Consider the following 11,961-nt stretch of genomic DNA (forward strand, 5'->3'; position numbering starts at 1 on the left):
TCAACGAACTCGCCGAGGCATATCCAGGACGCATCAGGTAAAGCGAACATCGCCTTCTACCTGCAAGGACTTTCCACACCTGACGTTACAAGCTCGCAACGAAAGCCCTTGATCTGGACAAGCCTCCTTGCTTAGGCGCGCTTGGCAGCGCGGCGCTATCCGCGACACGGCTACCAGCTGCTTCGATGGCTCCCGTCCCTAAGTGGGGCACACCGGGGTAATGGAGGGCGACCGGCCAGGCCGTGCCACATCCACCGGGCGAAGTATGCCGATCTGGGTGAGAGCATGCCGTCACCGTTGCTGGCGTACACGCTGCAGTGCGGACCTCTCGGCCTGAGCTCGCGCCGGGACCTGGCACAGGCATGAAGGCCTACCGCGTCGTCTGTTGCAGAAGGCCGGGGATGGAGTCGCCGCACACCTGCAAGATGGGCCCCAGCATCCCATGAGCCATCCATCACCTGACGAACCCCTGGGGGTCGGCGGCACCGGCCGCGTTCGCGCTGGAGGTGACGCCGTGACCATCCGTTAGTACGCCGTCCGTCTCGGTGGCGCCGGTGGCCACATCTCACTCCTCAGTGGTCTCTGATGCCGTCGTCGCTCCGAGGGCTTTGACGAGGCGGTCCCTGATCCTCTTCTTGCGCTCCTCGAAGAAGAGGAGGTAGTCGGCCAGGTCCAGCGGCAGTCCGTCGAGGTCGTTTTCACTGAGGTACGTCTTCCGCTTTGCGGCGTCCGGGAACGCAGTGTCGGACTTGACCCAGTCGGCAGGAAGCGTGGCCTGCTTTTCAACGTTCACGGTGCCGGGAAGGAGTTGCAGGTTAGGCAGGAGGTTGACCGTCTCCTGGTAGGCGTTGATCTTCTCCTCGGGGATGCCGGACGCGGCGAGCTTCTTCTTCGTGAAGCGTGACCTCGGGAAGATGTGGTCCTCGTGGAACTGCTTACTGAGATCCAGCCCCGGATATAGCACGGACAGTACTGGGAAGGTTCGCTGCCCGGCGTACTTGAGATTCAGTAGTTCGTCGATCTCGGCGGCATCGAACGACAGGCTCTTGCCGACCGCGGTCATCGCCGCTTCCACATCGGCGACCGGGAAACGGCCAGTGGTGTTGGCGGTGAGTACTTCGCGGATTCGGGTGAGGGTGGTGTCGAGACCGGAGCCCCACACCCCACGCTTGATCAGCGAGCGCGTGACCCAGTGCTGGAGCGCGAGCCGGTCAGCGGCATCGGCACTGGAGTCGAGGTAGGAGTCACTTGCACCCCGTAGGTGAAGGTAGTGGGCAATCGGAATGATGACGCTGTTGGCCGTAAGGTTGCGTTCGTTGTAGCCGAACTGCTGAAGCAGTGTCGCCGCTCGTAGGAGGGCGCCCTCGATCTGCGGCCACGTGGCCTCGACCTTAGCCATGTTCGCTTGGGTGAAGTTCGAGACTTTGAAGCGGAGGTCGACGCCGGCGATGCTGAGTGCTGTCTTGAGGACGACGTCCTTGGAAAAGGAGAACTGACGCCCAGCGTTGCTGTTGAGGTCGCGCACGAGTGAGCGGACCTCCTCCCGAGCGTCGAGTTCCCGCCACTGGTTGGTCGCCATGGAGAGCAGCAGATCGGAGTAGGACAGCGTGGTGCCGCCACTGTTGACCCGGACGAAGATTTCCAGCACCTTGTCGGGGTCTTGATCTGTGACGAGGAAGTAGTTCATGGGCTTGAGGACCCGAACCGCCTCGTACAGGTCGTAAAGCCGCTGGAAAGCGGCACCCGAGTTCGCAATTCTCCGCTGCTCCAGCTCCTTCATGATCGCCGGACCAGCATTGGCAAGGTCGAAAACAGCGCCTACGCGGAACCACTTGTCTTCCGCGTCCTGCCCGGCTGCGGCCTCCTTGTCAGTGAGGAACCGCAAATCATACTTGAGGCCGAGCTCTTCGTCTTTAGGGTCCTCGACCAAGTTGAGATAGAGCTTCTTGACGGGGAACGCGTCCGGGCTGTTCCACCACGCGTACTTCTTCTTCTCGGCGAAGCTGCCGTACAGGGCAATGTTGAGTGACGTCAGCCGCTGCTGACCGTCAAGGACGGCGGTCGTCCCAGTGCCCGCAAGTACTGTCGCCTTGTCGGCGTACGGATTGTCGCGTTCGTGGTAGTGCGTGAGGAATTCGTAGAACGTGTAGGACTGCGCCGTCTCCGGCTTGACGTTCCAGAGCAGGAATGAGCCGACCGGGTAGCCGCGCATCAGGCTGTCGAAGAGCTTGACGATCTGGCCGGTGCCCCACACGAATTCTCGTTGAATGGCAGGCATGAGGTACTCGCGCCTGTGGATCGCGATGAGCATCTCCTCGACGCTGAGCGGGGTTTGGAAGGACATACGCAGGCTTCTCCGTTCATTGCGTAGTAGGGCGAGTTATCGAGGAGAGCCTTCGGGGCGTTGCGCGGAAGTAGTCAACCTTGAGTGCGCCCATGTGCCCTTCGATGAACTTGAATCCCAAGTCTTCGGCCTCCCTCGATCACCGATCCATCTTTCCCTGTCCAGGCAGCTGGCGCGACCTCACAGGCAGTCGAAGTGGCGGCGGAAATCCTGCGGTAGGCCCCCTCCACTACAGGTGGGGCTGGCGTCATGGTGTGGGTCGCCGTCAGCAGCATGTCAACTGCCTTCGGTGTGGGACATTGGGGGCAGGTTTCCGGGTGCAGATGGAACCTTGCGGGAGGAGGTTGCCTCGTTCGCCGTCCCAAGACTCGCTTGTTGACCTGGCGGCCAGGGGATACGCGCTCCGCCGTCTCGACGTCGGCTAGGCCGAATAAGCCGTAGAACGGCGGGTGTCCAGAGAACAATTCGATCTTTTTGGAGCCCATGGGCCGCGTGAATCTACACATTTCAAGCTCAGATAGCTGATCGTGTTCCGGCTGGTTGATCGTATCCGCAACCTACTGCGACGGTAGTCGACTGGTGACTGAACATCAACACCAGGAGGTGATGGCTGTCCGATGCCGTGATGGCGCCAGGAGCCGCGTTGATCCGGAAGCCGCACATTCCCCGACCGTCGGTCACGCGGGGTCCCCGTGGGACGCCCGCCGAGAGGAGATGGCTTGAGGTACGAACGTTCGGCCCGGTTCGAGGAGCTGTGCGCGGCTCATCTCGAGCATGTCACGGGCTACGTGCGGCAGCCCATGGGCGATGTCGATGACGCCGCGGACGTGATAGCCGAGACCTTCCTGGCCGCCTGGCGCCGCCTCGACGACGTCCCGCCAGGCGATGAGGCGCGCTTCTATCTATACGGCGTCGCGCGGCGGACGCTGGCGAACCTGCACCGCGGGCAGCGGCGGCAGCAGGATTTGATTGCCAAGATCGGCCGGAACCTCGCCGCAGACCTGGCGGGGGATTCCGAGATAGGAGTTCACCGAACGACACACGCTTCTACCCCGAAAGCATTACCGCAAATCCGGCCTCATAGTCCGCTTCGACCACCACGCCCCCATCGTCACGCCTCTGCCTCGCTCCCCGGGCGGGCTAGCCACACCCAGCGGGACGGGGTGCGTGTTGCTGGTTGCCGAGTACCCAGCCGTCATGTCATGCAGCTCATGCGTTCTCTGCATGGCGAGCTTGCGTTATGAGGGTGCCCACGTGGTTCGAGCTCGGAGACGGCTCTATGTGGGACGTGATCCTCACAAAGCCGTGGGCTTGGAGGATGGTTGTCCAGGTGTCTGGGTCGTAGGACCAGCGGTAGAGCCAGACTTGGGGGCCGGTGAAGCCGGCGCCGTAGATGCCCTGGACACCGTAGGAGCCGGGTACGGCCGGGGCGTGGGAGAAGACCAGCTTGCCGCCAGGATTCAGGCGGGCGTGGACGAGCGGAAGCAGGTCGTCGGGGTTGGTGAACCAGACCGCGCCCCAGATGGAGTAGATGGCATCCCAGCGCTGGTCTGTGGCGGTGAGGTAGTCGATGACGTCGGCGTGTTCGAAGCGGGCCGAGGGAAGGTGGCCCCAGCGGTTCCGGGCGCGCTGGCACTGGGCTTCGGAGATGTCGACCCCGGTGGCTGTAATGCCCTTGGTTGCCAGGGCCGCTACGGCGTCGCCTCGGCCTGAGCCAAGTTCTAGTGCGGTGAGCGGGTCGCCGAGCAGTTCGTCGCCTGGACCGTGGCCGGGGTACTGCGTCCAGCCGAAGGCGTTCTTGAGGGCCTCCTCTGGCACTTCGTCGGTGACGCCCTCGGCGTAGTGATCCCAGTAGCTGGTGCGGTCGTTGACGCTGGTCGGCATAGGTGCGGGCCCCTGAGGAGTGGGTGGTGGGACCCGTGTCACGGTAGCCGCGGAGCGAAAAGAACACTGCTGGTTCGTCTTCAAATGCAGCGAGGGGCCGACGCCTCTGCGGCGCCGGCCCCTCAGCGGGATGTGGTCAGTGGCAGTTGCTACCGGGGTAGCAGGGGGTGCACTTGGCGAAGTCGGCCTCCCACAGCGGCCAGTCGATCGCGAAGCCGTTGGCCTCGATGATGTGGGCCGTCCGCTCGACGGAACCATCGTGCTTGAACTCGATCGCCGGGATGTGCTCCAGGAAGCGGCCGAAGTGGCGGTCGCAGAACTCGCGGTAGTTGCGGGTGTCGAGGATGAACCCGTGGACGGCGATGTCGACCAGCGGGCCACAGCCGATCTCCAGATTCTCGCCCCACTTTTCCATCGCGGTGATGAGGTAGGCGACGGCCTGCCCGTACAGACGCTCGGCCATCACGGTGTCGAAGGGGTGGTCGCGGACGAGGAGGGCGATCTGCCGCTCCCACACTTGCGTGTCGACGTATGACTTGGGGTCTCTGGGCTTGGTGCCCGTCCGGTCGACGTCCTGAACAGTTCCGGTGGTCATGGTGGGCCTCCTGGAGCGAGTGACCTGCCGTGAGTTCGGCGGTCTTGGCATCACTGTCGGCTGGTTGGGGCGACGTGCGGAGGCCGGCGTGCAGGTCGTGGACGCGGTGTGCATGTTCTGCACGCCCACTGGGACTGGGCCGGGTGTTGGGCTTACGGTCGAGGGTTGAGGTCACGGGATGCCGCAGCGGGCGGCCAGGCCTCGGAGTTCTGGAGACGTTCGGCCGGAGACCAGGAGGCTGGTCACCAAGTCGCGGACGGCGGGGCGGGAGTGTGTTTCTTGAGGGGCCGCGCGCTCTGCGTGCAGGAGTGCCTGTAGACACTGGTCGCGGCGTCCCCACATCCCGTACGCGCGGGCGATGTCGGTGAAGTAGCGGGCTCGGCGTTCGAGAGTCGGTAGAGACCGGGGCGTGAGCTTACGGGCGGCTGCGATCGCGGCAGCGGGATCGCCTGCGGCGTATTCGGCGGAGATGAGGTGGAGCTGGACCGCGGTGGAATTGAAGCCTCCACCGTGGTCGCGTAGGAGTACTCCTCTGCCGAGTTGCGCTGCGGTCGCCGCTGCTTGTTCTGTCAGCTGCCGCATGCCGGAGCGGTCGCCGGCGTGGGCGGCGGTGTAGGCGGCTGACATCACCAAGAGTCCGCGTTCGGCGGTGAGTGTGGAGTCGTGGCCTCGGAGCATCTCGTCTTCGGCCATGTCCAGTGCGATCTGCGTCGCTTGGGTGTGCCATCCCGCGCGGCGGGCCAGCACAGCGAGGTTGCGTGCTGCTTCGCCGGCCGCCAGGGGGCTACCGGACGTGGCCGCGAGGGTCCGGGCTCGGTCGGCAGCGATCCAGCCGAGCTGATCGTCCAGCTTGATCATGATTCTCGTGACGAGGTTGTACGTCTCGGCGATTACGGCGCAAGCCGCTTCTCCTGCAGAGTGTCCGCTGTAGATCAGACGGGGCAGGGCGTCGGCGAGTCGGCTGTACTGGCAGTCGTCGTAGTCACGGATCGCCGCTCTGAGGGCGGGACGGAGTTGGGGCGACGGTATGGGGCGGCCCGGGTGGCCGGTTCCGAGCATGGCGTCGCGGACACGAGCCAGGAGGAAGGCTCGCGGATTGGCTTCGGGGCCGGCCGCTGCTGCGACGGCGGCACGGGCTGGTGCGCTGGCGGCGGCAGCGGTGACCGCGAGGCCGGTCAACAGCTGGCGGCGCCGCACATCGTCCTCCGCGGGTGGGTTGATCGTCACCGTAGCGGTGATGCCCAGTGCGGTTGGGGTGATCTCTAGAACTTCGGCGAGGCGTTGGAGAGTGGTTACGTCGTCCAGAGGTTGGGCGCCCGTCTCCAGGCGGGAGATGGTGGAGCGAGAGCAGTGGAGGCGGCTGGCCAGGTCGCGTTGCGTCCAGCCGTGGGCGACGCGGGCGGAGCGTACGAGCATGCCGAGGCTCGGGCTCATGGCGGCCCCCGTGATGAGAGGAACGAGCTCGGGAGAGTTATGCCCGTCGAGGGAGTCGTCCGCAGCCAGGGTGAGGTGGCCGTGTTGGGTCGGTTACATCGCCCGAAGTCGCGTGTTGGAGGCGCTGCCAGCATCGCGAGCGTTCGACCAGTTTGGGTGCTGGACGGATGGTTCCCGTTTGAACGTTGGGCAGGCGGGGCGGTTGTCGCGCGGTGCTGGTCCGGGGCGGACGGTGTCCGTGGGTGGCGGCGGAGTTCGCGGACAAATGACGGACAAAAGATCTTGAGGCCGGTCTCCTGTGTGGAGATCCGGCCTCTGACCTGGCGTTTTCTGTCGGGGTGGCGGGATTTGAACCCACGACCTCTTCGTCCCGAACGAAGCGCGCTGCCAAGCTGCGCTACACCCCGGTGGTGGCTGCCCGGGAGGTCGTACGTGCTCCCGGCGCCTTGACCACTGTAGCGGATGGCGAGGGGTGCTGCGTCCCTATTTACGGGCTGTGAAGCCGGTCACGGCGCCCGAGGGGGTGATCTCTATGTCGGTGAGGCCGGCGGACGTCAGCCAGGTTCGGAGGTCGGCCGGTGTGCCTGGGGTGCCGAAGATGTCCAGGCGTTGGAACAGCTTGATCAACGGGTCGCGGTTCGTGCCGGTGGTGATCGTTGTGCCGGTCAGGGTACCGCCGGGGCGTAGGACGCGGGTCAGTTCGGCTATGGCTGCGGGTGGGTCGTCCAGGCAATGGAGGCCGTTGTAGGTGACGCAGGCGTCGAAGGTGGCGGGGGCGAAGGGGAGTGCGTAGATGTCGGTTTGGAGGAGGGTGTTCGTTCTGCGGCGGGCTCGGGTGAGCATGGGGCGGGAGATGTCGGCGGCTACGTGGCGGGGGTTGTCGTCTACTGCCAGGCCGCCGCCGCAGGGGATGTCCAGGGTCAGCGCGTTTGGGTCTTGGGCGGCGATCGCGCCTCTGAGGTTCTCTATGTCGTAGTTCCAGAGGGCGCGGGCGCCTAGGGGGGCGAGCGTGCGGCTCTGGACTGCCTTGTCGTAGAGGGTTGAGAGGGTGGTGGCCGTCTGCCAGTTCACCGGGGGACGAGGGTGAGGAGGGTCGCCTCCGGGGGGCAGCAGAAGCGGATGGGGGCCTTCGGGGACGTGCCCAGGCCCGCGGAGACGTGGAGCCAGGAGCCGCGGTGTTTGTGGAGGCCCTTCACGCGGGGGCGGTCTATGCCGCAGTTCGTCGCCAGGGCGCCGTAGAAGGGGGCGCAGACCTGGCCGCCGTGGGTGTGGCCGGCCAGGAGGAGGTCGTAGCCGTCGGCGGTGAAGCGGTCGAGGTTGTGCGGCTCGGGGCTGTGCATGACGCCGATGTGGACGTCGGCCTGGGGGTCGACGGGGCCTGCGATCTTGTCGTAGCGGGCGCGGTCGATGTGGGAGTCGTCGATGCCGCCGAACTCGACGTCCAGTTCGCCGACCTTGAGGCGGCCGATGCGGTTGTTCAGGTCGAGCCAGCCGGCGGCCTGGAGGGACGAGCCGAGCTCGCGGTACGGGAGGTCGGGGTCGCGGCGGCCGCGCTCGTAGTCGGACTTGCTCGTCCGCCAGATGTAGCGGAGGGGGTTCTTGAAGAGCGGGGAGAACAGGTCGTTGGAGCCGTAGACGAAGACGCCGGGACGGTCGAGGAGGGGGCCCAGGGCTTCGAGGAAGGGGCCGATCGCGTCGCGGTGGGCGAGGGTGTCGCCGGTGTTGACGACGAGGTCGGGTTCCAGGGCGTCCAGGGCGCGGACCCAGTGGATGAGGCGGGAGCGTCCGGGGGTGAGGTGCGCGTCGGAGATGTGCAGGATCTTCACCGACGGACGGCCCGGCGGCAGTACCGGCACATCGACGCGGCGGAGGCGGAACCAGTTCCGCTCGATCACCGAGGCGTACCCGAGGGTCGCCGCCCCCGTGCCCAGGAGGCTCAGCGGCACGGCGTATCTCTTTCGCACGACTCTCCCTTCTCAGGACTCCATGCTTTCAGAGATGGGCACCGCGCGGTAATCCTGATGAGGCAGAAGGTACGGGACGGGCATGATGTTGGCATGACCCTGAAGGAGAAGCTGGAGACCGATCTGTCGTCCGCGATGAAGGCGCGCGACGAGGTGCGCACGCGGACGTTGAGGATGGCGCTCACCGCGGTGAAGAACGAGGAGGTCGCGGGCAAGCAGTCGCGGCTGCTGTCGGACGACGACGTCGTCAAGGTGCTCACGCGGGAGGCGAAGAAGCGCCGTGAGGCCGCGACGGCGTTCGGTGACGCGGGGCGTGAGGCGCAGGCGCAGGCGGAGCGGGACGAGGGCGCGGTGCTGGAGGAGTACCTGCCCGCGCAGCTGGGCGATGAGGAGTTGACGGCGCTCGTGGCGGATGCCATCGCCGAGACGGGTGCGTCGGGGCCGCGGGCGATGGGGCAGGTCATGAAGGCCGTGAACCCGAAGGTCGCCGGGCGCGCCGAGGGCGGGCGGGTCGCGGCCGAGGTCAAGCGGCAGCTCGCGGAATGACGAAGGGCCCGGCGGGAACGCCGGGCCCTTCAGGAAGCGGTCAGTCGTCCTCGTGGCCGCGGGCGGGCTTCTTGCCGTTGCTGATGTACAGCATGACGGTGCTGCCCGGCGGGACCTCGCTGCCCGCGTCCGGTGACGTGGACACGACCGTCCCGCGCGGCTGGCCGGAGTCGACGGATCCGGACGCGACCTTGCCCTGCAGGTCGGCCGCGGCGAGCTTGGACTTGGCGTCGGCGACGGTCGCGCCCTTCAGTTGCGGGACGCGGGTGGTGTCGCCGAAGCTGCGGGACGGGGTCTGGAAGCCGGGGGCGGGCTCGCCGGCCAGCGCCCGCTGCATCGAGGTCCGCCAGAGGGGGCCGGGGATCGTCGCGCCGTAGATGCCGTAGACCTTGTACTGCCAGGGGCCGCGGAAGTCCCAGTAGGCGACGGCGGAGGCGAGGTTCGGGGTGTAGCCGGCGAACACGGCGCAGGTGAACTCTTCACAGGTGCCGGTCTTGCCGGCTGCGGGGCGGCCGATGCCGAGTCCGGCGGCGGTGCCCTTGGTGAGGACGCCCTGCAGGATCGAGTTCACCTTGTCGGCGACGTCCTGGTCGAGCGCCTGGTGGCAGTCCTGCTTGGGCAGCTTCAGCTTCTTGCCCTGCGGGTCGACGACCTCGGTGACCGAGATGGGCGAGCAGTACTTGCCGCGGGCGGCGAAGCCGGCGTAGGCGGCGGCGAGGTGCACCATGTCGACGTCGTTGACGCCGAGGACCTGGGACGGGATCGGCAGCAGCGGGTTGCCGTTGCCCTGCTTCATCCCGAACTTCTCGGCCATCTTGATCGCGTTGCAGACGCCGACGCGCTTCTCGAGGTAGGCGTAGAACGTGTTGACCGAGTGCCAGGTGCCGGTCTTGAGGTTGAAGTTGCCCTTCTCACTGTCGCCGGCGTTGGACACCGTCCAGGGCGCGCCGCCGCCGACCAGGTCGTTGTCGTACTTCTTGCCCTGCCATGTCCCGGTGTAGCGGCACGGCTGGAAGCCGCCGACCGTCGCGGTCTGCGGGGAGTTGATGGTGGTGCTGACCGGGATGCCCTGGTCGATGGCGGCGGCGAGGGTGAAGACCTTGAAGGTCGAGCCCGCCGACACGCCGTTGCCGCCGCCGTGGTGGTAGTCGGCGGGGAGGTTGATGGTGGTCCGGCCCTTGCCTGGACCGAACCGCTTGCTCAGGCCGATCGCCCTGATCTTGCCCGTGCCGGGTTCGACCATCGCCTGGGCGGCGACGCGGTTGCCGTTCGGGGGGACCGTGCCGCGGAGCGTCTTGTCGACGGCCCGCTGGTCCTGCATGTCGATCGTGGTGCGGATCGTGTAGCCGCCGCGGTTCAGCTCGTTGACGATGTTCTGCTGCTGCTTCGGCTTGAGCGAGAAGTACTTGCCGTCCGACAGGATGTTGAGCATGTCGTACTTGACGTACTCGCAGAAGTAGGGCGCCTTGCTGGACTGGCATCCGCCGACCGGGTCGGTGCGGTTCAGCTGGATCGGCTTGGCGGCTTCCTCGTCGGCCTGCGCCTTGGTGATGTGGTTGAGCTGGGCCATCCGGTAGAGGACGATGTCGCGCCGGTGGCGGGCGTCCTTGGGGTTGCGGATGGGGTCGAAGGCGGTGGGGTTCTGCGTGATGCCGGCGAGCAGCGCGGCCTGGCCGAGGCTCAGTTTGGACGCCGGGACGCTGAAGTAGCGCTTCGCGGCGGCCTGCACCCCGTACGCGCCCGCGCCGAAGTAGGCGATGTTGAGGTAGCCCTCGAGGATCTGGTCCTTCGACATGCGCTGTTCGATGTCGAGCGCGTAGCGGAGCTCACGGAGCTTGCGTCCGACCGTGGGCGCGGTCGCCTCGCGGTACTCCTCGTCCGTCCGGGCACTGTCGACCAGCAGGTTCTTGACGTACTGCTGCGTGAGCGTGGACCCGCCCTGCGTCTGCTCCGACTCGACGTTGGACGCCATCGCGCGGATGGTGCCCTTCAGGTCGAGCGCGCCGTGCTCGTAGAACCGGGAGTCCTCGATGTCGATCATGGCCTTGCGCATGATGGGCGCGACCTGGTCGAGGCGGACGGACTCGCGGTACTTGTCGAAGAACGTCGCGACCGGCTTGCCGTCCGCGGAGTACATCACGGTCTTCTCGGACGGCGGGGACGTCTTGAGCTGGCTGTCCATGCTGTCGAAGTTGTTCGCGGCGTCGCGAGCGGTGAGCCCCGCGCTGCCGACGGCCGGCAGCGCGATGAGGGCGACGATGAGACCCGCCACCGCCCCGGCACCGAGCAGCTTGAACAGCGTGGAGGCGGCCTTGCCCCGATCCGTATTCGCAACGCGCACGGGATCTAGGGTACGCGGGACGAGAAGTGCATTAGGGACACCTCCCCCACAGCGCCCCCGCGATCTGGCCGGTCGGGCCGCCCCGGGCCGGGCGTTCGCCCGGTATGCCCTCATCATGGCAACCTGCGCCGTGTCTGGCGCGTCAACTACAGGTAACTAGTCCGTTCCGGCGGTATGGCCCCGGTGGGCTATATCGAGAATGGGCCCATCGGGGACTGTTGAAACCTGTCTCGCTTCCGTAAGTTCTTCCCCACGGCTTTCGTTTGGCGGCCTGACGTCCGCGCCCGTCCGGCCAAGGAGCGCAAATCGACACAGACCCTAGGGGAGTGGGGCCAAGATGTGGATCACGGATTGGACCGCCCGCGCCGCCTGCCGTAACGCGGATCCGGACGCCCTGTTTGTTCAGGGCGCGGCGCAGAACCGGGCCAAGCTCATCTGCCGGGGCTGCCCGGTGCGCACGGAGTGTCTCGCTGACGCCCTCGACAACAGGATCGAGTTCGGTGTCTGGGGCGGGATGACCGAGCGCGAGCGTCGGGCCCTGCTGCGGCGGCGGCCGGATGTGCGGTCGTGGCGCGACCTGCTGGAGACCGCTAAGGAAGAGTACGAGCGGTCGGTGGAGGTGGACGCCGACGTCGACGAGCAGGAGCTCGTCGCCAGCTGAACCCGGAGGGGCCGCATGCGGCCCGTCCAGGCGTCCGGCAGTGGTTCGGGGACCGGCACGGTCCTGTTGAGAAGCGTGGCCGCGGGGGCGCCCCCCGGGTTGGGGGGGGGGGGGCCCGCCCCCCCGGCCCACCACGCCCCGGGAAGACAGACACAGAAACACCCGCGTACAACGGCGGCCCCCCACCCCAAC

At 66.7% G+C, this 11,961-nt stretch carries 10 protein-coding genes and 1 tRNA gene; 3 read left to right on the forward strand and 8 right to left on the reverse strand.

What is annotated here, in order from left to right; translation table 11 throughout:
• Window positions 1–565: 565 nt before the first annotated feature.
• Window positions 566–2,311: a GmrSD restriction endonuclease domain-containing protein gene (locus tag ABZ806_RS43630; RefSeq protein ID WP_396446367.1), complete on the reverse strand. Its 1,746-nt coding sequence runs from the start codon at window positions 2,309–2,311 to the stop codon at window positions 566–568.
• Window positions 2,312–3,036: 725 nt separating this feature from the next.
• Here ABZ806_RS43630 and ABZ806_RS43635 point away from each other — a divergent pair.
• Window positions 3,037–3,588 (forward strand): RNA polymerase sigma factor, encoded by a 552-nt coding sequence (locus ABZ806_RS43635; protein WP_396446366.1) that lies wholly within the window; start codon window positions 3,037–3,039, stop codon window positions 3,586–3,588.
• Here the strand turns inward: ABZ806_RS43635 and ABZ806_RS43640 are convergent.
• The 6 genes from ABZ806_RS43640 to ABZ806_RS43665 all read right to left on the reverse strand — a co-directional run bounded on the left by ABZ806_RS43640 (window position 3,554) and on the right by ABZ806_RS43665 (window position 8,221).
• On the reverse strand, window positions 3,554–4,228 hold the full coding sequence (locus tag ABZ806_RS43640) for a class I SAM-dependent methyltransferase (protein ID WP_396446365.1): 675 nt from the start codon (window positions 4,226–4,228) through the stop codon (window positions 3,554–3,556). The genes ABZ806_RS43635 and ABZ806_RS43640 overlap by 35 nt on opposite strands.
• 136 nt (window positions 4,229–4,364) lie before the next feature.
• Complete coding sequence (locus tag ABZ806_RS43645; protein WP_396446364.1) at window positions 4,365–4,823, reverse strand: glycine-rich domain-containing protein; 459 nt, start codon at window positions 4,821–4,823, stop codon at window positions 4,365–4,367.
• Between the two features lie 171 nt (window positions 4,824–4,994).
• Entirely contained in the window at window positions 4,995–6,257 is a 1,263-nt protein-coding gene (locus ABZ806_RS43650; RefSeq protein WP_396446363.1) for a helix-turn-helix transcriptional regulator, read from the reverse strand.
• A 333-nt stretch (window positions 6,258–6,590) separates the two neighbouring features.
• Window positions 6,591–6,664: transfer RNA gene (locus tag ABZ806_RS43655), tRNA-Pro, on the reverse strand.
• Between the two features lie 76 nt (window positions 6,665–6,740).
• On the reverse strand, window positions 6,741–7,328 hold the full coding sequence (locus ABZ806_RS43660; RefSeq protein ID WP_500225592.1) for a class I SAM-dependent methyltransferase: 588 nt from the start codon (window positions 7,326–7,328) through the stop codon (window positions 6,741–6,743).
• Window positions 7,325–8,221: a metallophosphoesterase gene (locus tag ABZ806_RS43665; RefSeq protein ID WP_500225593.1), complete on the reverse strand. Its 897-nt coding sequence runs from the start codon at window positions 8,219–8,221 to the stop codon at window positions 7,325–7,327. Before ABZ806_RS43665 ends, ABZ806_RS43660 begins: the two co-directional genes overlap by 4 nt.
• 93 nt (window positions 8,222–8,314) lie before the next feature.
• On the opposite strand from ABZ806_RS43665, the gene ABZ806_RS43670 reads away from it, so the two are divergent.
• Window positions 8,315–8,767, forward strand: coding sequence for a GatB/YqeY domain-containing protein (locus ABZ806_RS43670; protein WP_500225594.1), 453 nt, complete (start codon window positions 8,315–8,317; stop codon window positions 8,765–8,767).
• A 40-nt stretch (window positions 8,768–8,807) separates the two neighbouring features.
• Here ABZ806_RS43670 and ABZ806_RS43675 read toward each other — a convergent pair whose 3' ends face one another.
• Window positions 8,808–11,108 carry a penicillin-binding protein gene (locus ABZ806_RS43675; RefSeq protein ID WP_500225595.1) on the reverse strand — a complete coding sequence of 767 codons (2,301 nt, stop codon included), beginning with the start codon at window positions 11,106–11,108 and terminating at the stop codon, window positions 8,808–8,810.
• Window positions 11,109–11,445: 337 nt separating this feature from the next.
• On the opposite strand from ABZ806_RS43675, the gene ABZ806_RS43680 reads away from it, so the two are divergent.
• Window positions 11,446–11,769, forward strand: coding sequence for a WhiB family transcriptional regulator (locus ABZ806_RS43680; protein ID WP_500225597.1), 324 nt, complete (start codon window positions 11,446–11,448; stop codon window positions 11,767–11,769).
• Window positions 11,770–11,961: the final 192 nt, after the last annotated feature.

Source organism: Spirillospora sp. NPDC047418 (assembly GCF_040643275.1).
Classification (GTDB): domain Bacteria; phylum Actinomycetota; class Actinomycetes; order Streptosporangiales; family Streptosporangiaceae; genus Spirillospora.

What these genes read in the sequence shown, in the direction of transcription:
- ABZ806_RS43630 (WP_396446367.1), bottom strand. Translation starts at nt 2,311, where the DNA reads ATGCTCATCGCGATCCACAGGCGCGAGTACCTCATGCCTGCCATTCAA.
- ABZ806_RS43640 (WP_396446365.1), bottom strand. Translation starts at nt 4,228, where the DNA reads ATGCCGACCAGCGTCAACGACCGCACCAGCTACTGGGATCACTACGCC.
- ABZ806_RS43645 (WP_396446364.1), bottom strand. Translation starts at nt 4,823, where the DNA reads ATGACCACCGGAACTGTTCAGGACGTCGACCGGACGGGCACCAAGCCC.
- ABZ806_RS43650 (WP_396446363.1), bottom strand. Translation starts at nt 6,257, where the DNA reads ATGAGCCCGAGCCTCGGCATGCTCGTACGCTCCGCCCGCGTCGCCCAC.
- ABZ806_RS43670 (WP_500225594.1), top strand. Translation starts at nt 8,315, where the DNA reads ATGACCCTGAAGGAGAAGCTGGAGACCGATCTGTCGTCCGCGATGAAG.
- ABZ806_RS43680 (WP_500225597.1), top strand. Translation starts at nt 11,446, where the DNA reads ATGTGGATCACGGATTGGACCGCCCGCGCCGCCTGCCGTAACGCGGAT.